Genomic DNA, 20,119 nt, shown 5'->3' on the forward strand with positions numbered 1-20,119 from the left:
TTGTTTGAAAAGCACGGTAACTCATTCTTTATACCAGACTGAAAGCAAATAAAAACGCCCACAAAAGGTTTGTGGGCGTTTTATCAAAAGTTCGGGATCGAATATTAAACTTGGAAAGATTTAATCTTCTTGTCTAGCTCACCTGCATTATTTTGCATCATTTCAGAGGTTTCTAGCAGCTCGGTAACAACAACAACTGAGGCTTCCACCAACTCACGTACATTGGTGAGGTTTTGGCTCATCTCTTCTGCAACACTGCTTTGTTGACCAGACGCCGTCGCGATCTGGAAGTTCATGTCATTGATTTGCGTCACTTGCCCAACAATACCATCGAGCTCAGATCCAGCATTAGAAACCAGCTCGTTTCCATCTGCCGCTTCTACAACGCTTTTTTCCATGAGTTCTACCGCAGATTCAGCACTGGTTTGCAGCTGTGCGATCATCTCTTGAATTTCTACCGTCGCTTGTTGTGTGCGTTGGGCAAGGTTACGAACTTCATCTGCAACCACAGCAAAACCCCGCCCAGCCTCGCCAGCTCGCGCCGCTTCAATCGCCGCATTCAGTGCAAGCAGGTTGGTTTGTTCAGAAATGCCTTGAATCGTCCCCACAACGCTACCAATGGCTTCAACACGTTCTTCAACTTGGTTAACCGCTTGTGCCGATGAAGCGATATCCGACGAAAGTTCACTCATTTTCGCCATTGTACTTTGCAAGAACTGCTGACCAGAAATTGCTTGTGCGGAAGCTTGCTCTGTTAGAGAAGATGCCGTCTGGGCATGTTCCGCAACCGTTTGGACCGTCGACGACATCTCACTCATCGCCGTAGCAAGTTGATCAATTTCGTTAAACTCTTCTTGCGCCGATTCCTTCGTTTCCGACATGCTCAGAGTCATGACTTCGGTGAGCGTTGATAATTCATCAGACGCATTAATTTGCATTTGAATCACATCGTGCAATTGTCGACGTGTCTTTTCTAATTCACGTGCCACGTCTCCGTATTCATCTTTACAATCCATACCAAATGGAACAGAGAGGTTCTTGCTCGCCATCAGTTTGATCGCGTCGCTCAGATACTGTGTTTGACGCAACATCACTCTAGCCGCCGCTAATAAGAGCACGACAAAAACCACTATCAATAAGGCGGTTTGCCAAGCAACTTGCGTTAAGTATGCTTCATAATGCTGTTGGGCAACTTGCGCGTTTTGTGTCGCCGCTAAAAGTGAGTCGTAAAAAGTGTTTGCGTCCCACAGTTGTTTTGCCACGATCAGGACAGTACTGAAGACCATCAACATGACCATTTTAGGCACCAGTCGAATGTCGGATATGACCCTTTCCCATGGCTTAAATGCCAGCTTTTCCATTGTCAGTTCTCCACCGAGTCTTATATAGTCTTTATCTATAATCTTTATATTACTTATAATTATGTTCGCGCTTTGCGTGGTTACGCGATTTATTTTGAGCTTCGTATGAAAAACAATGATATCAAAGACAGCACACGACCGATGGGCCTGTTGTCACTAATATTGTCTTTTATGGCACTATTTGTGATCTCTGGCTTGTTGTTTTTCCCGATCGATCACGAAACCCGTCAAGTTCTTATCGGTCTGGATTTCATAATCTGTAGTATTTTTCTACTACAGCTCACCATTGATTTGATCCGGTCCACAGATCGCTGGTTATTCCTTAAACGTCATTGGATAGATTTCGTGGCGAGCATCCCATTGATAGAGCCCCTGCGCTTTGCTCGTATTTTTCATATTATGCGAGTGGTATTAGTACTGCGTTCGTCAAAGTTCATTTTGCATCAGCTCAAAGAAAACCGCCGCGAAACCACGGTCGCCTCTATACTGCTATTGATGGTTATCCTCATAACACTCGGTTCTAGTGCAATGCTGTTTATCGAAGCGAAAAACCCAGAAGCGAATATTCGTACTGGCGCCGATGCTTTGTGGTGGGTATTTGTAACAATCTCAACGGTTGGTTACGGCGATCATTATCCAGTGACCTCCATAGGAAAGTTTTTGGCTGTCATCATCATTGTTTGCGGGGTGGGTATCTTTGGTATGATCTCGGGTCTTATCACCTCTATCCTTACTGCCCCAACGAAACAACAGACGCACAGTTCAATCAATAAAGAACGTATGCTCGAGCAGCTCCTAAGCCAACAAGCGCAAATACTAGAACGACTCGATTTCATGGAAAAAGAGCTACAACAACGTAAAACAGAGACAAAAAAATAGGACCATGCGGTCCTATTTTTTTGTTCTTATCACCAGAACGATCATTCACGCCAATAAGGCTGAACTTCCACACTGATCGCTCGGGTTTGATCCATTGCATGCAAAATTGAGCGCTCTTGACGGTGCAACCAGCGTTCTAACTGCTCTTTTTCTGCGTCTTCCAGCATATCAACCAACGGGAGTAAGTGGTTCAGCATTAGCAGATCATCGATACCATGCACTAGATCTGCCCATGGTAAACGGAAGCTGTTACGCTCATCCGAGTTATACAAACTCGCGAAACCAATACCAGTATAGAGGTTACGCAATAAGCGATAACGCTGATCAACGTACTCTTGCGCCGTCAGATCGCGCTCTGCTGGGAAAGCTTCCATTAGCTCAGCCCAAGTGCGATCGAGCTGAGTAACTGAAAACGGCATGATGTTACTTGCCATTTTTTCACGTGCTTTTTCATCAAGAAATGGCTGCCAACCGCGTGCTAAGATCCAGCGGCTTAGATCCAGCAGTAACCCTGTGTAACGCGCGGAATTGAGCAACCCTAGCACTTCTTCACGGCTTGGCAACTCTTGTAACTGCTGAGTCAGCTCAGATACTAAGAACTTACGCGCATCCAACTTACGCAGCACATTGCCTTTGTCATCTAAAAGCTCTTCAAGGTGTGCATGCTCATCTAACCAACTCAGTTCTTCTTCCAACCATTTAAGCTCTTGGCGCAGAATCGCACTCGCGCGACGAGGGACAATCCCGCCAAAAATAGTCAATGTTTGACGAATGAAACGAATGGCATTACTGATTTCACGCAGTGCTTCCACGCTGTCACGCTCAGCATAAATTTGCTCGTGATAATGCCAATGAGACAAAGCGTGCTCTAAAGAGTTGATCAAGCAAAATTCAACGGTATCCGTCGGACTACTGTCCACAAGTGCCAATGATTTTACTTCATCACCCGCATAACCGCTTGCAAGTCGATAACCTTTCGCCGCTTTGCTCAAGTTACCCAAACGCATACCGCCTTGCTCGCAAAAGCTGCGTGCCAGCGTGAATAAAGCTTCGGTTTGGCCAGACTTAAGTTCCAGTTCAACTTCGCAAATCGGCTCTTGCTTCTCTTCTTCGTCTTCACCTTTGGCTACAACTAAGCCTTGGTCAAAGGCAACTTCAATCTGACTGCCATCGGGCATGCCAATCAGCCATTGTTCACGTGTGAAGTTGGTCGAGAATAATGGCATAAGCTCGGATTGCAGCGTTTCTGCATCTTTACCTGGAGGCCAAATATCTAGAGGATGAAGCGACAGATTAGGCTCGTCGCTAGTGTGCTCAGCATTGTATTCTGGTCTTTGATGTAAGCCTGCGACGACGCGTCCTGCTGTCTTTACGGTTTGGACGAATACATCATCAAAACGGCGAATTCTTAAACCAATGTCGTGCTTTCGAAGCCATTTATCGGCAGTATCAAAATAGGTGTTACCCAAGTCACGACAACTATGCTGAAGTACTTTTGTCTCAGAAATTTTTTCTTTTAAAGTTTCTGAAAATTCAGGAGAAACAAAAAACTTCAGTTCTATTTCGGTTTCCATAGCTATACCTTTCAAAGCAGATAGAAACAGGATATTGCGTAATTTCTCACACGGCAAGAGAGAAATATCGCCGGATTGATGATCTAAAACAGTTTTAATGAGCGATTTAATGCGTTACCATGCGCGCCTTTATAGCCATCGTTCAACATTTCGCCAAGCACTCAGAAATGGTGTATGTTTTTTTAAGGTTATAGTTATTAGGTTGAATGACCATGCCAGTAAATACAATTATGGGGTTATTTGCAAAGTCCCCAATTAAGCCTTTGCAACGCCACGTTGTGTGTGTCAACGAATGTTGTTCACACTTGGTGAAATTCTTTGAAGTATCTTCAAAGGGTGATTGGGAAAAAGCAGCAGAAATCCGTGCACAAATTTCTCACCTAGAGAAAGAAGCGGATGTGCTGAAACGTGAAATCCGTCTAAAACTGCCTCGCGGTTTGTTCATGCCAGTCGACCGTACTGACATGCTTGAGCTTTTGACTCAACAGGACAAACTTGCAAACCTGGCAAAAGACATTGCTGGCCGTGTATATGGTCGTCAACTTGTCATCCCTGAGGCTCTCCAACCAAACTTCCTCGCTTACGTTCAACGTTGTCTTGATGCTGCCGATCAGGCGCAAAAGGTAATCAATGAACTTGATGAATTGCTAGAAACCGGCTTCAAAGGCCGTGAAGTGACGCTCGTCGCTGAAATGATTCATCAATTAGACGTTATCGAAGATGATACCGATGCCATGCAGATTGAACTTCGCCAGCAGTTGATGGTGATTGAAGCTGACATGAACCCTATCGATGTCATGTTCCTGTACAAGATTCTTGAATGGGTAGGTGGTATTGCCGACCAAGCGCAGCGCGTAGGTGCTCGTTTGGAAGTCATGCTATCTCGATCTTAAAACATAAAGTTAACGACATAACGAAGAGCATAATTAACACGTGTCATAGGGACGATGACTATTTTCATCGTCTTATGGTTTGGCGCGCGTAAAATTTTGTTCCGCTTGTTATAAAACAACTAGGTATTACGATGGATATCCTTGCGAACTACGGCACTGTCCTGATTATTGTTGCAGCGATTTTTGGTTTCATGATGGCGATTGGTATTGGCGCGAACGACGTTGCTAATGCGATGGGTACATCTGTAGGTTCAAAAGCGCTAACTGTAAAACAAGCTATCATCATTGCGATGATCTTCGAATTTGCAGGTGCTTACCTTGCAGGCGGTGAAGTAACCGACACTATCCGTAAAGGTGTAATCGAAACTTCTTTATTTGCTAGTCAACCAGATGTTCTTGTCTACGGCATGATGTCTGCGCTTTTAGCAGCAGGTACATGGCTGCTTCTTGCTTCTTACATGGGCTGGCCAGTATCAACGACTCACTCAATCATCGGTGCAATCATTGGTTTTGCATGCGTATCAGTAGGTACTGAAGCGGTTGACTGGGGCAGCGTTCAAGGCATTGTTGGTAGCTGGATTATTACGCCAGTGATTTCAGGTTTCTTTGCTTACGTTATCTTTGTCAGCGCACAACGCCTGATTTTTGATACAGAGAACCCTCTGTTTAACGCGAAACGTTTTGTACCTGTTTACATGTTCATCACAACAATGGTGATTGCACTTGTAACCATCAAAAAAGGTCTAAAACACGTTGGTCTTCACCTGACCAATGGTGAAGCCTGGATGTGGGCAGCAGCAGTTTCAGCACTTGTGATGATTGGCGGCTACGTATACATCCAGAAAAAATTCGCTAATCGCGAAGAGGACCGCAGCTTTTCTGGCGTGGAAGGTATCTTCAGCGTTCTGATGGTTATCACCGCTTGTGCGATGGCATTTGCACACGGTTCAAACGACGTTGCAAACGCCATTGGTCCACTGTCTGCTGTCGTATCGACTGTTGAACACATGGGCGAAATCAGCACGAAAAGCACCATCGCTTGGTGGATTCTACCTCTTGGTGGTATTGGTATCGTGGTCGGTCTTGCGACACTGGGTCACAAAGTAATGGCAACCGTTGGTACAGGCATCACCGAGCTAACGCCTAGCCGCGGTTTTGCAGCACAGCTAGCAACCGCATGTACGGTAGTTCTAGCGTCTGGTACAGGCCTGCCAATTTCAACCACTCAAACATTGGTTGGTGCGGTTCTCGGTGTTGGCTTTGCTCGTGGTATCGCAGCACTGAACCTAGGCGTAGTTCGTAACATCGTGGCATCATGGATCGTTACACTACCAGCGGGTGCGTTATTGGCCGTAGTATTCTTCTACGGACTTCAAGCGATGTTCGCTTAAGACACTCGTCAATAGAATGTAAGCGCTTTGTCATTATTGACTCAAACGCACAGAAAGGGAGGCTTTGCCTCCCTTCTTTGTTGCACCGAAGTTTGAAACTGCATACTATTCGTCTATTTCCGGCTCCAATCATTCGGTGCCAACGCTGTCTCCAAGAAAAATCGTTAAGGGATTTACTGTGAAAAAACTAATCATCACGGTTTTGTTTACTTTGCTAGCAGCGCCAGCGGCCCTAGCAGCAGACCGTTATATTTCTGATGACCTCTTCACTTTTATGCACTCAGGTCCAAATAACACCTACCGTATTATTGGTAGTGTTAACGCCGGTTCTAAAGTACAACTGATTAAAACCAACCGAGATACTGGCTACACGCAAGTTCGTGATGACCGTGGTCGCACTGGTTGGGTACAAAGCAAGTTTGTGACAAACCAAGAGAGCATGGCAATTCGCCTTCCTCGCATTGAGAAAGAGCTAGCCGAAGTAAAAGAGCAGCTTGCTAATGCTCGTCAAACTTCTGATGCAGAGAAAGCCGGTCTTGTTACCTCTCTCGAAACACGTAACCAACAAATTTCAGATCTAGAAAATAAATACTCTGAGATCAGCGATCAGCTTACTTCTGTTGAAACAGAAAACCGCGAGCTACGCGCAAAACTGGATACACAAAAAGATGACATGCTGCTTAAGTACTTCACTTATGGCGGCGGTGTTGCAGGTTTAGGTTTACTATTTGGTTTGATTCTTCCGCATGTCATGCCTCGTAGAAAGCGCTCTCCTGCGGGTTGGGCATAAACCCTTACGCTTTTATCTTTAAAAAGAACGCAAAAGCCAGTCGATATTGACTGGCTTTTTAGTTTGCTTCGTTTGACAGAAGTGAGTACTACTCCCCCATTGAACTAGAGGCTCGACGACGATCCGTTGCGCCATAAAGCTTGCCATCTTTTAGCTCAATTGCATTCAAACCGCTTACCACTGGAATAACGTGCACTGGGTAGCCAAGCTCCATAAACTCAGGCACCAACATTTCTGCGAACGTTTTCTTTTCCACCAGCAAACCAGTCGGGTCATAAGACTTGGTGCGGTCTATCTTAGTGCCATACTGGATGTTTGGTAAGTCAATAGCCTCTTGCGCTGATAAATTCCAATCCAGCACCCCAACCACGGTTTTGAGTACATACCCCGGGATTTGTGAACTACCTGGTGACCCAACCACCAAACGCAAGTTATCATCACTGTCCATCACCATTAATGGCGTAATAGCCGAACGTGGACGCTTGCCCGCTTCAATTGAGTTTTGTGTAGGTTTGCCGTTAACCGTTGGCTGAGGTGAGAAGTTCGCCATTTGTGCATTCAAGATAACGCCATCAACCATGACACCAGATCCCATTCCCGTGCCAACGGTGCTGGTCATCGCAATTGCATTTCCATCTCTATCGACGATAGAAATATGCCCTGTATCTTTGCTCTCGAAGCCTTGATATTGCGCATACTGAGTTTGCGTTATCTGTCCTGCTTGTGGATCCTCTTTTGAAGTGCCATTATCAGGGATTAAATCACGTCTCTGATCTAGATAGGCTTTAGACAGCAACTGTTCAACTGGCGCTTCCACATAATCCGGATCTCCGGCATACGCAATACGATCGGCTTTTGCAATTCGCATCGCTTCAGTCATGATACGCCAAGGTTCCACATCCGTTTTCGCCATATGGGCAATGCCATAGGGTGCAAGCAGTTCAAGACTCTGAGCGACCATCACACCGCCCGAAGCTGGGTAACCAAAAGAGACGATTTTATTCCCACGGTAGTCGCTCTCAATGATGTCACGCTGCTTCACTTGGTAATGTTTAAAATCTTCTAAAGACAACTTCTCGTGTTGGTCGTCAATACGACTATTAACCGTCTCTACGATGTGCTGACCAAGCTCACCACCATAAAGGTAACTATCGCCTTGTTGCGCGATCTTCCTCAGCGTCTCAGCCATCTTAGGGTTCTTCATCAAGGTTCCCGTCGGCTTAATATCGTCCCCTTGCCAATACAAGGCTTTCACTTCCGGATCTTGCTCAAGTCGGCTTTGCTCTCTTACTACGATGTCGTAGGTGTAGCTGTTCATCGCGTACCCATTGCTCGCCAATGTAATCGCCGGCTTAATCAGCTCTGCCCATGGCAACTTGCCGTATTGTTCATGAGTGGTGTAAAGCAACCGCAACGTGCCCGGAACCGCAACAGAACGAGGGCCTAATATTTCGTTGCGACTGAGTACTTCCCCATTCTCAACAAACATTTCAGGGTTCGCGCTAGAGGGCGCTTCATCTCGACCATCAAGGGCCAGAAATTTTTTCTCGTCATGTTGATAAAACAGCGCGAAAGTCCCGCCGCCAATTCCGGTCATATCTGGCTCAACGACAGACATCACCATCTGCATCGCGACCATAGCATCAACAGCGTTACCGCCTTCTTTCAATATTGAGTAACCGGTACTGCTCACGTAAGGATTCGTCGCACTGACCATGAAATCTTGCCCGCGACTATCTGGTGTAACTGGGAATGGGTCTGGCTTTGCTGCATAGCTTGTCGATGCAACAATACTTAAAGAAAAAATCAGAATACGCATGTGTCTCTGTTTAGACTCCTATTATGTGATGGGGTCTAACGTGGACCAAGTCATTACTCCGAAGTTCGTGAAGATGGTGTCTTTTTACACAACGCTGACTGGAATCGCGCTATCAATAGATGAATGATATTGGTGCTATTTAAACGACTGAGAAAAGCTATATTTTGCTTGTTTGAGTATCTAAAAATCATCACCAGAATAGATGCAAAAGATGCTCTGAAAAATAAAAAGCCAGCGATATGATTTCGCTGGCTTGATGTGTTTCTACAAGAGTTACCCTTTCCACTCATACAACGCTGGTATACGAATTTGCTCACCTTGGAACTCAACAATCACAGCTTGCGGTTGTATTTCTCTTAGAGTGACCTGATCATCAACGACATCCCCTTGATGATACTCAACATTGTTAATTTTCACCCAACGGCGATTTTCATCACTGGCATACATATGGGTTTGCAAATTAAGCGCAGGTAGACGCCCTTGCCACTGGTGAGCGTTGCGCTCTAAATCGTTCACGCGTGCCGTTTGTGATGACGAATTGTCATCATCTCGGGATAAGGCATTTTCGACCTTCCTAGCTAAATCAGGAGATAATGAGGATAAATCCAGATCATCCAAAGACAACCCGAGGTCCTCTTCAGCAGCAGAAGTCGTTTGGGTTGATGCTGAGTTGCGTGTTTCATCTCTGCTTGGTGTATGGCTCGTGTATTCATCGGGGGTGGTAAATGTACCAAAATCACGCGATAGCTCTGCACTTGGCCACTCTCTTGGCAATTGGGCCAACTGGGTGTTCTCTGGATAGTCCAATACTTTGAAAGGTGATACCACTTCGACCTTTTCTATCGGGGACGTTGTATCTACTTCAACACTCGGTGCAAAGAGATCTAAGTACCAAGCGACTCCGATAGCAGAAGCAGTGATTGGCAGCAAGAACAGACCTATATGTTTCACAGCTGACATTATGCGTCCTCCTTCTCGATTCTCGCCAGTTGAGGCGCATCTGGCTGAACATTTTGCTGAAGTCGGTCTAGCGTTCGCTTACCTGCAATACCATCGACACCAATTCCTTGCCAACGTTGAAATAATTCGACTCGCTCTTTCATCGCACCATCAAAAATAGACGTTTCAAGCAGTGGCTCACTCACCGCTTCTGCTAATAATCGGTCTAATACTTCAATCGCAGGGCCTTCCATGTCTAAACGTAATGTTTCATTCAGCGGAGCATGCCACAGTTCGATAATATTGCCCTGCCACAACGGCTTTAGCCACGAAACTGGCAGACGAAGACGCTGCTTACCATTGAGCACTTCAGCTTGGTCATTACCGACGGCATATAGAATGACATACCCAACATCACCTTGATAATTCAACTCCAAGATCACAGGGCGATTTTGTTGCATCAACAGCGGCCAAGTCGCCATTTTACGCTCACAACGCATAGTCGACTGCGGTTCTGACAAACAAAGATTATCGCGAACCGATGCTTGATATCCCCACAAACGATACAAATCATTTACAGCGAGGTTCGACTGTTTTTGTGTTAACAATAAATCACGCTGCTCATCAGTTAACTGTTGGCTGACGACGGTTGGTGTTGGCTCTACTCTTGGCTCCGTCACTTGTGTCAACCCTGACGTCGCTTGAGCTGGCATATAATTCACGACCGCCCACCCCGTACTTAATGCAGCAATAAGGCCTACCGTGACAGAGCCCCAAGCAGGCCAACGGAAAGTCCGGCGCTCTTTTTTATCTTGCTGATAAATATCTGCCTGAAACTGCATCACCTCTTCACAGGCCTGCTGAACGGTTTGCTTATCCACAACCACATTACCCTGGTGATAACTAATGTTGAGGGATTTGTCACAGATAAGGTTGATGAGCCGCGGTATACCGTGACTGTATTTGGCTATAAGTTTACAAGAAGCACGATTAAACAGTTGCTGGTCGCCACCTGCTGTATGTAGTCGAAATGCGATGTAATCTTCTGTCTCTTTTTCATCCAACGGCAACAGGTGATAACGCCCGGTAATACGCTGGGCAAGTTGGCGTAGTTGTGTTGTTTGTAATAACCGCTGCAATTCAGGCTGCCCGACCAACAACACTTTGAGCAATTTTCTGGTATCGGTTTCCAAGTTGGTCAACAAGCGCAACTGCTCTAGAACGTCGGCAGCAAGGTGTTGAGCCTCATCAATGACCAGCAATGTCTGCCAACCTGAACGATAATTACGCAGCAAATATTGATGGATAACCTGGTTTAGCTGTTTGAGGTTTGCGTCTGGCGGATAGGTGATTTTGAACTCATCACAAATGGCTTCGAGCAAGTCTCTGCTCGAAAACGTGGGATTGAGGATAAGACCCGCTTTGGTGTTATCACCCAAATTCGCCAGCATCGCTTTTGCGACAGTCGTTTTGCCTGTACCTACTTCGCCAGTAAGCATAGCAAAGCCACCGCCATCGCCTAGCCCAGCTTGGAGATGTGTGATTGCCTCTTTGTGACGTTGGCTTAAATACAAATAACGTGAGTTTGGAACAATCGAAAATGGTTGTTCGACAAACCCAAAAAAGTCCTTATACATTAGGCTCTCCAGCTAAAAAACCACCTGAGAATAGTCAGATATAATATAAACATAGCCGCATCTACTCTCGGGAGTAAAGAAAAGTACCATTGCTTGCTACAATGTCCAACGGCATATCCATAAATTAAGAGGTAATTCGTGCAAGTTTATTTAGTAGGTGGCGCAGTTCGAGATAAATTGCTCGGAATTGATAGTTATGACAACGATTGGGTGGTCGTAGGCGCGACGCCTGAGATGATGTTGTCCCAAGGGTACACCGCCGTTGGTAAAGACTTTCCTGTATTTCTGCATCCCAAAAGTAAAGAAGAACATGCCCTTGCACGAACAGAGAGAAAGTCAGGTTCTGGTTACACTGGCTTTGAATGTTTCTTCGATCAAAACGTCACCTTAGAAGAAGATTTGATACGTCGTGATTTAACCATTAACGCGATGGCAATGGAGAGTGATGGCACGATCCATGACCCATATGGTGGCCAGCAAGATCTCAACGATAAACTGCTACGCCATGTATCAGACGCCTTTATTGAAGACCCTCTACGCGTTTTACGTGTCGCTCGCTTCGCTGCAAAGCTGGCTGATCTAGACTTTATGGTTGCCGACGAAACTATGCGGTTAATGCGTCACATGGCAGAATCTGGAGAGCTAAGCACACTGACTCCCGAGCGTGTTTGGCAAGAATGGCATAAATCTCTCTCTACTCCTCGCCCTGATATTTTCTTATCGGTTCTACGAGACTGTGGTGCATTAACCGTGGTGTTACCTGAAATTGATGCACTATTTGGCGTACCTCAACCTGAGAAGTGGCATCCAGAAATCGATACTGGCATCCATACTTTGATGGTGGCAGAGCAAGCCGCAAAATTGAGTAACTCACTCCCCGTCAGGTTTGCCGCCCAAGTGCATGACTTGGGTAAAGGCGTGACGCCAGAGAGCGAATGGCCAAGCCACAAAATGCATTGCCATACAGGATTAAAACTGATCAAAAAGCTGTGCGAACGTGTCCGGGTACCAAATGAGTTTCGTGATTTAGCCTTGATGGTGTGCGAACAGCACTCCAATATTCATCGCGCGGCTGAACTTAAACCACAAACCATAATTAAAATACTCAATAAACTTGATGTGTGGCGTAAGTCCGAACGTCTGCAAGATATCTTGCTTTGCTGCCAAGCGGATCACGCTGGTCGTAAAGGACTGGAAACGCAACCATATCCACAGGCGGATATTTTTAGGCAAGCCTACCAAGCAGCAGCGGCAGTTGACGTTCAAACCATAATCAAAGAGGGCTTTAAAGGCCCTGCGATTCGTGACGAGCAAGAAAAACGACGTATTGAAGCAGTGAAAGCAGCACTTAAAAAGTAACGAACAAACAAAAACGCCCGCGGATTTCACGGGCGTTTTTCGTTAACATCAATTATGCACTTAATAGAAAAGCGAACAAACCGACGCCCAAAATCAGACGGTAAATCACAAACGGTGTCATGCCCATGCGTGAAATCATCTTCAAGAAGAAGTGGATACAGATGTACGCACTGATAAACGATGTGATAATGCCAGTCAGTAAGAAACCAACATGGACAGGTTCACCACTGGTCACTAACTTCATACCTAAGTAGCTACCAGCTAATGTAATGATTGGGATCGACATTAAAAATGAAAAGCGGGCAGCCGCTTCTCGAGTAAAGCCAAGGTAAAGCGCTGCTGTAATGGTCGCCCCTGAACGTGAAGTTCCAGGAATCATCGCTAAGGCTTGAGCAATACCGATAAATACAGCTTTCTTCCAACCCGTTTGGTATTCATCGGCAACGAGTTTAGCGTTTTTGTCTACCCACCATAGCAACAGGCCAAATACGATCGTAGTAGTCGCGATGACGTAAGCGCTACGTAGATACACTTCAATGATGTCTTTCATCAATAAGCCGAACACACAAGCTGGAATCGTCGCAATCACGATCATCCAAGCCAATTTAGCTTCTTTACTGCGATCTCCTTTAAAGATCGAAGCAAATAACGCTTGAAACAAAGTGATTACTTCATGACGAAAATAGATCACGACAGCCATTAATGTACCGACGTGAACAGCAACATCAAAGGCCAGACCTTGGTCTTCCCATCCTAAAATAGCGGAAGGCAGGATCAAATGGGCAGAGCTTGAGATAGGCAAAAACTCTGTCAGCCCCTGAATCAGAGCCAAAATAAAGGCTTCAAAATAACTCATGTAAACAACTCAAATTAAAAATGAAAGGAAACGGGTTTGAGCGAATCGACTGGCTGCATAGCATGCCAAATGTCTGCGACTGTGCGTCCATCGCCTGGGATCACTAATTGCGGTTCGAGATCATACAGCGGCTTTGTGACAAAAGGATATTTGTAGATATCACTGCGAGGTAGCTCAGGTTTTTTCTTGGAGACGCGCTCACCGAACAACACTATATCGAGATCCAGTGTTCGATCCTGATACTTTTGCGCGTTTTCTTCGCGTCCCCACTTAAATTCAATCTCGCGTAGTTGATGGCTCAACTCTTCTAATGACAACTCGGTACGCATTGCAACGACAAAGTTGTAGAAATTCTTGCTGCTAAAACCAATAGGTTCGCATTCATATATCGGTGATACGAGGAGATTTTCTCCAAGCCGTTGCAGCTCCTGATACGCAGCAAGCACATGTTGCTCTCTTTCTACGTTCGTCCCAACACCGATATAGGTGGTGATCATGCTCGGCCTCGCTCAATCACCACACCAACAGCACGTGCTTGTGGCACGGCGCCAGGCTTCGCTAGGCGGATTTTCACCCAAGGCACAGAGAAACGCTGCATGATAAGCTCTGCTACTTCTTCAGCCACGCGCTCGACCAGTAAGAAACGACCATTTTCAATGTGGTTAAGTACCGCCTCACTCACCTGCGAATAATCCAGTGCATCTTGCACATCATCACTTTTGCCCGCAGGTTTATTATCGTGTGCCATTTCAATATCTAGAACCAACTTTTGTTTGATTTGTTGCTCCCAGTCGTACACGCCAATTGTGGTGATTACTTCTAACTGTTCAATAAAAACTTTATCCAGAGCCATCTTATGTCCTTCTATTACAGAGGTCGGATACCCGTGAGGGGTAATTTGATCGTAGTATTCTATACCTAAGTAACATTTACTTTGGTCATCACAATGTTACTTAGGTATAAACTGCGAAAGCATCTTTATATACAAGAAATCACATAATGCAAGCTCTATCACAGTGAGGATTTCTGCATTATGTAAATTCGGGGTATGATAGCAACTACGCGGGAACCGAGCATTAAATTCCAATCCATCAAGGACTTCTATGGACGCACTGGCACTGATAATGACAATGGCCGCCTATTTATTAGGTTCGGTTTCCAGTGCGGTTTTGATCTGTCGACTCTTAAAACTGCCAGACCCACGCAGTGTGGGATCTAACAATCCTGGAGCAACGAACGTATTGCGTATTGGCGGACGAGGAGCCGCTGTTTCAGTCTTGTTGTGCGATATGCTCAAAGGCACTATCCCCGTGTGGGGCGGATACTTTCTTGGTATCGACCCTATCATTCTTGGCGTCATCGCCATTGCTGCCTGTCTTGGCCACATGTACCCCATCTTTTTCCACTTTAAAGGCGGAAAAGGTGTCGCAACCGCGCTTGGCGCTATCGCTCCGATTGGTTTGGACTTAACAGGATTGGTGATGTTAACTTGGCTGTCAGTAGCCGCGCTATTCCGCTATTCATCCTTAGCGGCTCTCGTCACGGTTTTGGTCACTCCGTTTTATACTTGGATGTTTAAACCGCAATACACGTTACCTGTTGCTATGCTGTGTTGCTTAATCGTATTTAAGCATCATCAAAATATTCGTCGGCTTTTGTCTGGCGACGAGCCAAAAATCGGCGAGAAGAAACTGACACAAAAAAACTCGGCTTAATGCCGAGTTTTTCGTTTAAAGAGGGATGCATTGGTTACGCATGAACTCGATTCAGGAAGTTCAACAACATTTGGTTGACGAACTCCGGCTGTTCTAAACAACTGATGTGTCCCGCTTGCGGAATTTCTACCAACTCACTGCCCGTGATACAGTCTTTCATTAAATACGATTCGAAAACCGGGCGAGGCTTATCTTCACAGCCCACCGCAATTAACGTCGGCAGAGCGAATTTTTCCGAATCTTCAATCACATCACGGCGACCAAACACCATGCGCCCCATGCGAGCTACTTCCACCGCACGCTCACCGTTCAGCTCTTCTAAACTGCGTTTGAATGAAGCGACAAGTTTAGGGTTATCCTGATTGACGTTGTTGGCAAAGAACAGCGGCACAACGGCTTCAATAATTGGCGCAGGCACTGCTTGGACTTGGCTGATGGTATCAAGCATTGCAAAATACTTTTTATACGTAACTTCTGGCTCCCAGCCAATGAAGGTATCCATCAATACCAGTGACTTAACACGTTGCGGCGCTTGAGCCGTTAGCTCAGCTCCCCACATGCCGCCAACAGATAAGCCCACGATCGAGAATTCTTCGATATCTAAATGATCCATCAATGCCAACATATGTTGTGCATAGTCGGCCAATGACTGTGTCGATGCAGGTGCAGCGTCCGATTCACCATGTGCCCAAAGATCTGGCACAATACAACGGAATGACTGGCTTAAAACCTCAACTTGTGGCGCCCACATTTGGCTATCCCAAAGGTAACTATGACCAAATAGAAGCACAGGGCCCTCACCTTTATCTAGATAAGCAAGTTGCTGACCTTCAATTTCAAACTTATTCATTGTTATATCCATTTCTTATTCTTCCACGTCATCCTAGCACTGAAACAATCGCGAACTGATCGCATCAGTCAGAATGTAAAACGAGGCGGTTCATTGAATAATTAAAAATAAAGGCCTCTGAGGAGCAGAGACCTTTATTACAAAGAACCGGTTTCAAACCTACCGCATAAATTTGACTAAGCGACAGGTGTTAGTTGATCAATTGGCCAACGTGGACGAGCCTCTACTGACATATCAGCCACTTCGCCATTCTTCAAGCGCTGCATGCCTGCGTAAGCGATCATCGCACCGTTATCTGTACAGAACTCAGTACGTGGGTAGTAAACTTCGCCGCCAACTTTCTTCGCTAACTTCTCTAACTCAGCTCGCAAACGACGGTTAGCACTCACACCACCAGCAATAACAATGCGTTTCATGCCTGTTTGCTCAAGCGCGCGCTTACATTTAATAGCCAACGTAGCACACACAGCCTCTTCAAATGCCAATGCGATGTCCGCGCGGGTTTGCTCGTCATCACCGTTTGCAGCAATCGTGTTAGCCGTAAAGGTTTTTAGACCAGAGAAACTCATGTCCAAACCTGGCACATTCGTCATTGGGCGCGGGAACTTAAAGCGGCCCGGTGTACCTTTTTCCGCCAGTTTAGATAATAGTGGACCGCCTGGGTAATCCAAACCCATTAGCTTCGCTGTTTTATCAAACGCTTCGCCCGCCGCATCATCAATCGACTCACCTAGAATTTTGTACTCACCGATGCCTCTCACTTCCACCATCATAGAGTGACCGCCCGATACTAATACCGCCACAAACGGGAACGGTGGAGGGTTATCTTCCAACATTGGGGCCAATAGGTGACCTTCCATATGATGAACAGGTACCGCTGGCACTCCCCAAGCATAAGCAATACTGCGACCGATAGTCGCACCCACTAATAGCGCCCCAACAAGACCAGGCCCCGCGGTATACGCGACACCATCGATGTCTTTTGAAGTTAAGTTCGCTTCTTTTAGTGCCTCTTTAATAAGAGGAATGGTTTTCTTTACGTGGTCACGTGAAGCCAACTCAGGCACCACACCGCCGTAATCTGCGTGCAGTTTTACTTGGCTGTATAGCTTGTGTGACAAGAGACCGTTTTCATCGTCATAAATTGCGATGCCAGTCTCGTCACAAGAGGTTTCAATACCAATAATGCGCATGGTTTTCTCAGTATGCTTTCTGTATAGAGGAAATTTGGGCGTCATATTACCTCGCCTTGGTGCTGCAAACAAATTTTGTACAGACAATAATCGACAAAAGGCTTTACAAAGTAGTTGTGATCGGATTAAAATTCCGCACCATTTTTGATCAAGCTGGTAAGAGACCTAACAATTGTGATTTGGTCTGTTGAATACCAGCGTTAACGAATAACCCCTGAGGTGAAAGGCATATGCCAGTAGTTAAAGTACGTGAAAACGAACCGTTCGACGTTGCTCTACGTCGTTTTAAGCGCTCTTGCGAAAAAGCAGGTATCCTTTCTGAAGTGCGTCGTCGTGAGCACTACGAAAAACCAACTACAGTTCGCAAACGCGCTAAAGCAGCAGCTCAAAAGCGTCACGCTAAGAAGCTAGCTCGCGAAAACGCTCGTCGCGTTCGCCTGTACTAATAACTGAGCTCCAAAAGGAATTTAGTTATGGCTCTGATTGATCAACTCAAAGAAGAGCAAAAATTAGCGATGAAAGCCAAGGACAAATTGCGCCTTGGTACTATTCGTTTAGCCCTATCAGCAATCAAGCAACGTGAAGTTGACGAACAGATTACTCTGAACGATGACGACATTCTTGTAGTATTGACCAAGATGGTTAAACAACGTCGCGACTCTGTAGCGCAGTTTGAAGCAGCGGGTCGTCAAGATCTTGCTGATGCGGAACAAGCAGAAATTACCGTTCTTGAGGACTTTATGCCTCAACCACTGACAGACGAAGAAGTAGCGGCTCTCATCGAGAACGCGATTGCTGAATCTGGCGCAGCTGGCATGCAAGACATGGGCAAAGTAATGGGCGTTCTGAAACCGCAAATTCAAGGGCGTGCAGATATGGGTAAAGTAAGCGGTTTAGTTCGCGCTAAATTGGCTTAAGGTACCCCACCCAATTGCAGCAAGCCGTGCTATCCTTTGGAGCGCACGGCTTGTTTGTATCTGGATGGATGGAATGAAATCAATGGGCAATACGCTCATTCTTTTAAGGCATTCACTCCACTCATCATCTTCTTTTTTTGTTAGGTTTTATGGCTGGACACATCCCTCGCAGTTTTATCGATGACCTTCTAGCTCGACTTGATATTGTCGATATCATCGACGCACGTGTGAAACTTAAGAAAAAAGGCAAAAACTACGGCGCATGCTGCCCTTTCCACAACGAAAAGACACCCTCATTCAGTGTCAGTCAAGAAAAGCAGTTCTACCATTGTTTTGGTTGTGGCGCGCATGGAAATGCCATCGATTTTTTGATGGAATTCGACCGACTAGAATTCGTCGAAGCCATTGAAGAACTCGCTTCATACTTGGGTTTAGATGTTCCTCGCGAACAACGTAGCGGCGGTAATGGTTCGTTTCAGTCAGGCCCACAAGCAAGCAGCAGTGAAAAACGTAACCTATACGACTTAATGGGCAGCATTGCTCAATTTTATCGTAACCAACTCAAACAGCCAGCAAGTAAGGTGGCGATTGAGTATCTAAAAGATCGTGGCCTGTCTGGTGAAATCGTCCAGAAGTTTGGCATCGGCTATGTGGCTGATGAATGGGATTTAGTTCGTAAGAACTTTGGCCAGAATAAAGAAAACCAAGACATGCTCGTCACAGGCGGCATGTTGATTGAAAACGATAAAGGCAACCGCTACGACCGATTCCGTGGTCGAGTGATGTTTCCTATTCGAGATAGACGCGGCCGAGTAATAGGCTTTGGTGGTCGAGTATTAGGTGATGGGACACCAAAATATCTCAACTCACCCGAAACCCCGATATTTCATAAAGGTAAAGAGTTGTATGGCCTTTATGAAGTACTACAAGCGTACCGTGAGCCATCACAAATTTTAGTGGTTGAAGGCTATATGGATGTTGTCGCGCTTGCTCAATATGGCGTAGATTATTCCGTTGCCTCATTAGGAACCTCGACAACGGGCGATCACTTGCAGGTGTTATTCAGGCAAACAAGCACCGTCGTGTGTTGTTATGACGGTGACCGCGCAGGCCGTGAAGCCGCGTGGCGTGCCATGGAAAATGCATTGCCTTACCTAACGGATGGTCGCCAGTTAAAATTCATGTTTTTGCCGGATGGAGAAGATCCCGACTCTTATATCCGACAAAACGGAAAACAAGCATTTGAGCAGCAAGTGTCTAATGCGATGCCCTTGTCTGAATTCATGTTCAGCTCATTGACTCAGCAGGTCGATATGAGCACGAAAGAAGGCATGGCAAAACTGAGTACTCTTGCGGTTCCTCTCATTGATAAAGTCCCTGGCGGCACTTTAAGACTATACTTGAGAGAATTGCTTGGCCGCCGTTTGGGTTTGGTTGATGAACGCCAACTACAGCAGCTAATTTCAAAACAAGGTAAAGAGGATAAAAGGCCTCAACCTCATAAAGAAATCAAGCGAACGCCGATGCGAGAAGTGATCGCGTTACTGATTCAAAACCCACAATACGTAAGTATGGTGCCAGATCTAACTAGCGTTAGAGATTTGCCCATTCCTGGTCTAAGTTTATTTGTTGATGTACTTGATAAATGCCAAGCGCATCCCCATATCAACACAGGCCAATTATTAGAGCATTGGCGAAACAGCCAAAATGAGACCCTTCTGTCTCGTCTCGCGAGTTGGGACATTCCACTCGATGAGGACAACCAAGAAGAAATCTTTTTAGACTCACTGGATAAAATTATTGCCCAGTGCGTAGAAAAACAAATTGAAAACCTGCAGGCCAAAGCAAGAAGTGTCGGTTTATCAGCCGAAGAGAAAAGGGAGCTGCTAGCACTTATGCTAGATTTAAAAGCGTAACCCTGTTTAATTAGTCAGCAACGATTTAAT

19 protein-coding genes are annotated in these 20,119 nt (G+C 45.8%); 9 read left to right on the forward strand and 10 right to left on the reverse strand.

Going from position 1 to position 20,119, the window contains the following annotated elements; genetic code table 11:
- Positions 1-104: 104 nt before the first annotated feature.
- A complete protein-coding gene (locus R7Q38_RS17100) occupies positions 105-1,361 on the reverse strand; it encodes a methyl-accepting chemotaxis protein (RefSeq protein WP_005379890.1) in 1,257 nt (418 codons plus the stop codon).
- A gap of 105 nt (positions 1,362-1,466) precedes the next feature.
- Here R7Q38_RS17100 and R7Q38_RS17105 point away from each other — a divergent pair, with 105 nt between their 5' ends.
- The gene (locus R7Q38_RS17105; RefSeq protein ID WP_005387432.1) at positions 1,467-2,240 is read left to right on the forward strand and encodes a potassium channel family protein; all 774 of its coding nucleotides are present in this window, start codon (positions 1,467-1,469) and stop codon (positions 2,238-2,240) included.
- A 41-nt stretch (positions 2,241-2,281) separates the two neighbouring features.
- Here R7Q38_RS17105 and R7Q38_RS17110 read toward each other — a convergent pair whose 3' ends face one another.
- The gene (locus R7Q38_RS17110) at positions 2,282-3,814 is read right to left on the reverse strand and encodes an inorganic triphosphatase (protein WP_005379894.1); all 1,533 of its coding nucleotides are present in this window, start codon (positions 3,812-3,814) and stop codon (positions 2,282-2,284) included.
- A gap of 212 nt (positions 3,815-4,026) precedes the next feature.
- Between R7Q38_RS17110 and R7Q38_RS17115 the strand changes: the two genes are divergently transcribed.
- The 3 genes from R7Q38_RS17115 to R7Q38_RS17125 all read left to right on the forward strand — a co-directional run bounded on the left by R7Q38_RS17115 (position 4,027) and on the right by R7Q38_RS17125 (position 6,888).
- Positions 4,027-4,707, forward strand: coding sequence for a TIGR00153 family protein (locus tag R7Q38_RS17115; protein WP_005379896.1), 681 nt, complete (start codon positions 4,027-4,029; stop codon positions 4,705-4,707).
- A gap of 131 nt (positions 4,708-4,838) precedes the next feature.
- Positions 4,839-6,098 (forward strand): inorganic phosphate transporter, encoded by a 1,260-nt coding sequence (locus tag R7Q38_RS17120; RefSeq protein ID WP_005379898.1) that lies wholly within the window; start codon positions 4,839-4,841, stop codon positions 6,096-6,098.
- A gap of 178 nt (positions 6,099-6,276) precedes the next feature.
- Complete coding sequence (locus tag R7Q38_RS17125) at positions 6,277-6,888, forward strand: TIGR04211 family SH3 domain-containing protein (RefSeq protein ID WP_005379900.1); 612 nt, start codon at positions 6,277-6,279, stop codon at positions 6,886-6,888.
- 88 nt (positions 6,889-6,976) lie between these two features.
- Here the strand turns inward: R7Q38_RS17125 and ggt are convergent, their stop codons facing one another.
- From ggt to R7Q38_RS17140, 3 genes are all read right to left on the reverse strand, one after another.
- Entirely contained in the window at positions 6,977-8,707 is a 1,731-nt protein-coding gene (ggt, locus tag R7Q38_RS17130) for a gamma-glutamyltransferase (protein WP_239938441.1), read from the reverse strand.
- A gap of 273 nt (positions 8,708-8,980) precedes the next feature.
- The gene (locus R7Q38_RS17135; RefSeq protein WP_005387437.1) at positions 8,981-9,667 is read right to left on the reverse strand and encodes a general secretion pathway protein GspB; all 687 of its coding nucleotides are present in this window, start codon (positions 9,665-9,667) and stop codon (positions 8,981-8,983) included.
- Complete coding sequence (locus tag R7Q38_RS17140; protein WP_054574267.1) at positions 9,667-11,283, reverse strand: ExeA family protein; 1,617 nt, start codon at positions 11,281-11,283, stop codon at positions 9,667-9,669. Before R7Q38_RS17140 ends, R7Q38_RS17135 begins: the two co-directional genes overlap by 1 nt.
- Positions 11,284-11,421: 138 nt before the next feature.
- Between R7Q38_RS17140 and R7Q38_RS17145 the strand changes: the two genes are divergently transcribed.
- On the forward strand, positions 11,422-12,642 hold the full coding sequence (locus R7Q38_RS17145) for a multifunctional CCA addition/repair protein (RefSeq protein ID WP_213874550.1): 1,221 nt from the start codon (positions 11,422-11,424) through the stop codon (positions 12,640-12,642).
- A 52-nt stretch (positions 12,643-12,694) separates the two neighbouring features.
- Here R7Q38_RS17145 and R7Q38_RS17150 read toward each other — a convergent pair whose 3' ends face one another.
- Genes R7Q38_RS17150 through folB form a run of 3 tightly spaced genes read right to left on the reverse strand, consistent with a single transcriptional unit; the run spans position 12,695 to position 14,351 of the window.
- On the reverse strand, positions 12,695-13,498 hold the full coding sequence (locus R7Q38_RS17150) for an undecaprenyl-diphosphate phosphatase (protein WP_017636143.1): 804 nt from the start codon (positions 13,496-13,498) through the stop codon (positions 12,695-12,697).
- A gap of 14 nt (positions 13,499-13,512) precedes the next feature.
- The gene (gene folK / locus R7Q38_RS17155) at positions 13,513-13,995 is read right to left on the reverse strand and encodes a 2-amino-4-hydroxy-6-hydroxymethyldihydropteridine diphosphokinase (RefSeq protein WP_005387457.1); all 483 of its coding nucleotides are present in this window, start codon (positions 13,993-13,995) and stop codon (positions 13,513-13,515) included.
- The gene (folB, locus tag R7Q38_RS17160) at positions 13,992-14,351 is read right to left on the reverse strand and encodes a bifunctional dihydroneopterin aldolase/7,8-dihydroneopterin epimerase (protein ID WP_005387458.1); all 360 of its coding nucleotides are present in this window, start codon (positions 14,349-14,351) and stop codon (positions 13,992-13,994) included. Before folB ends, folK begins: the two co-directional genes overlap by 4 nt.
- A gap of 250 nt (positions 14,352-14,601) precedes the next feature.
- On the opposite strand from folB, the gene plsY reads away from it, so the two are divergent.
- The gene (gene plsY, locus R7Q38_RS17165; RefSeq protein ID WP_005379857.1) at positions 14,602-15,213 is read left to right on the forward strand and encodes a glycerol-3-phosphate 1-O-acyltransferase PlsY; all 612 of its coding nucleotides are present in this window, start codon (positions 14,602-14,604) and stop codon (positions 15,211-15,213) included.
- Between the two features lie 34 nt (positions 15,214-15,247).
- Here plsY and R7Q38_RS17170 read toward each other — a convergent pair whose 3' ends face one another.
- Both R7Q38_RS17170 and tsaD read right to left on the reverse strand, forming a co-directional pair.
- Complete coding sequence (locus R7Q38_RS17170; protein WP_005379855.1) at positions 15,248-16,063, reverse strand: alpha/beta fold hydrolase; 816 nt, start codon at positions 16,061-16,063, stop codon at positions 15,248-15,250.
- A gap of 176 nt (positions 16,064-16,239) precedes the next feature.
- Positions 16,240-17,256, reverse strand: a complete 1,017-nt coding sequence (gene tsaD / locus R7Q38_RS17175) for a tRNA (adenosine(37)-N6)-threonylcarbamoyltransferase complex transferase subunit TsaD (protein WP_005379854.1) — start codon at positions 17,254-17,256, stop codon at positions 16,240-16,242.
- A gap of 230 nt (positions 17,257-17,486) precedes the next feature.
- On the opposite strand from tsaD, the gene rpsU reads away from it, so the two are divergent.
- The 3 genes from rpsU to dnaG all read left to right on the forward strand — a co-directional run bounded on the left by rpsU (position 17,487) and on the right by dnaG (position 20,089).
- Entirely contained in the window at positions 17,487-17,702 is a 216-nt protein-coding gene (gene rpsU / locus R7Q38_RS17180; RefSeq protein ID WP_001145625.1) for a 30S ribosomal protein S21, read from the forward strand.
- Positions 17,703-17,729: 27 nt separating this feature from the next.
- Positions 17,730-18,173: a GatB/YqeY domain-containing protein gene (locus R7Q38_RS17185; RefSeq protein ID WP_213906561.1), complete on the forward strand. Its 444-nt coding sequence runs from the start codon at positions 17,730-17,732 to the stop codon at positions 18,171-18,173.
- A gap of 149 nt (positions 18,174-18,322) precedes the next feature.
- Complete coding sequence (gene dnaG / locus R7Q38_RS17190) at positions 18,323-20,089, forward strand: DNA primase (RefSeq protein ID WP_318114302.1); 1,767 nt, start codon at positions 18,323-18,325, stop codon at positions 20,087-20,089.
- Positions 20,090-20,119: the final 30 nt, after the last annotated feature.

It is taken from the genome of Vibrio sp. Vb0598, from assembly GCF_033338935.1.
GTDB classification, from domain to species: Bacteria; Pseudomonadota; Gammaproteobacteria; order Enterobacterales; family Vibrionaceae; genus Vibrio; species Vibrio alginolyticus.

What these genes read in the sequence shown, in the direction of transcription:
- R7Q38_RS17100 (WP_005379890.1), bottom strand. Translation starts at nt 1,361, where the DNA reads ATGGAAAAGCTGGCATTTAAGCCATGGGAAAGGGTCATATCCGACATT.
- R7Q38_RS17105 (WP_005387432.1), top strand. Translation starts at nt 1,467, where the DNA reads ATGAAAAACAATGATATCAAAGACAGCACACGACCGATGGGCCTGTTG.
- R7Q38_RS17110 (WP_005379894.1), bottom strand. Translation starts at nt 3,814, where the DNA reads ATGGAAACCGAAATAGAACTGAAGTTTTTTGTTTCTCCTGAATTTTCA.
- R7Q38_RS17115 (WP_005379896.1), top strand. Translation starts at nt 4,027, where the DNA reads ATGCCAGTAAATACAATTATGGGGTTATTTGCAAAGTCCCCAATTAAG.
- R7Q38_RS17120 (WP_005379898.1), top strand. Translation starts at nt 4,839, where the DNA reads ATGGATATCCTTGCGAACTACGGCACTGTCCTGATTATTGTTGCAGCG.
- ggt (WP_239938441.1), bottom strand. Translation starts at nt 8,707, where the DNA reads ATGCGTATTCTGATTTTTTCTTTAAGTATTGTTGCATCGACAAGCTAT.
- R7Q38_RS17135 (WP_005387437.1), bottom strand. Translation starts at nt 9,667, where the DNA reads ATGTCAGCTGTGAAACATATAGGTCTGTTCTTGCTGCCAATCACTGCT.
- R7Q38_RS17140 (WP_054574267.1), bottom strand. Translation starts at nt 11,283, where the DNA reads ATGTATAAGGACTTTTTTGGGTTTGTCGAACAACCATTTTCGATTGTT.
- R7Q38_RS17150 (WP_017636143.1), bottom strand. Translation starts at nt 13,498, where the DNA reads ATGAGTTATTTTGAAGCCTTTATTTTGGCTCTGATTCAGGGGCTGACA.
- folK (WP_005387457.1), bottom strand. Translation starts at nt 13,995, where the DNA reads ATGATCACCACCTATATCGGTGTTGGGACGAACGTAGAAAGAGAGCAA.
- folB (WP_005387458.1), bottom strand. Translation starts at nt 14,351, where the DNA reads ATGGCTCTGGATAAAGTTTTTATTGAACAGTTAGAAGTAATCACCACA.
- plsY (WP_005379857.1), top strand. Translation starts at nt 14,602, where the DNA reads ATGGACGCACTGGCACTGATAATGACAATGGCCGCCTATTTATTAGGT.
- R7Q38_RS17170 (WP_005379855.1), bottom strand. Translation starts at nt 16,063, where the DNA reads ATGAATAAGTTTGAAATTGAAGGTCAGCAACTTGCTTATCTAGATAAA.
- tsaD (WP_005379854.1), bottom strand. Translation starts at nt 17,256, where the DNA reads ATGCGCATTATTGGTATTGAAACCTCTTGTGACGAGACTGGCATCGCA.
- rpsU (WP_001145625.1), top strand. Translation starts at nt 17,487, where the DNA reads ATGCCAGTAGTTAAAGTACGTGAAAACGAACCGTTCGACGTTGCTCTA.
- R7Q38_RS17185 (WP_213906561.1), top strand. Translation starts at nt 17,730, where the DNA reads ATGGCTCTGATTGATCAACTCAAAGAAGAGCAAAAATTAGCGATGAAA.
- dnaG (WP_318114302.1), top strand. Translation starts at nt 18,323, where the DNA reads ATGGCTGGACACATCCCTCGCAGTTTTATCGATGACCTTCTAGCTCGA.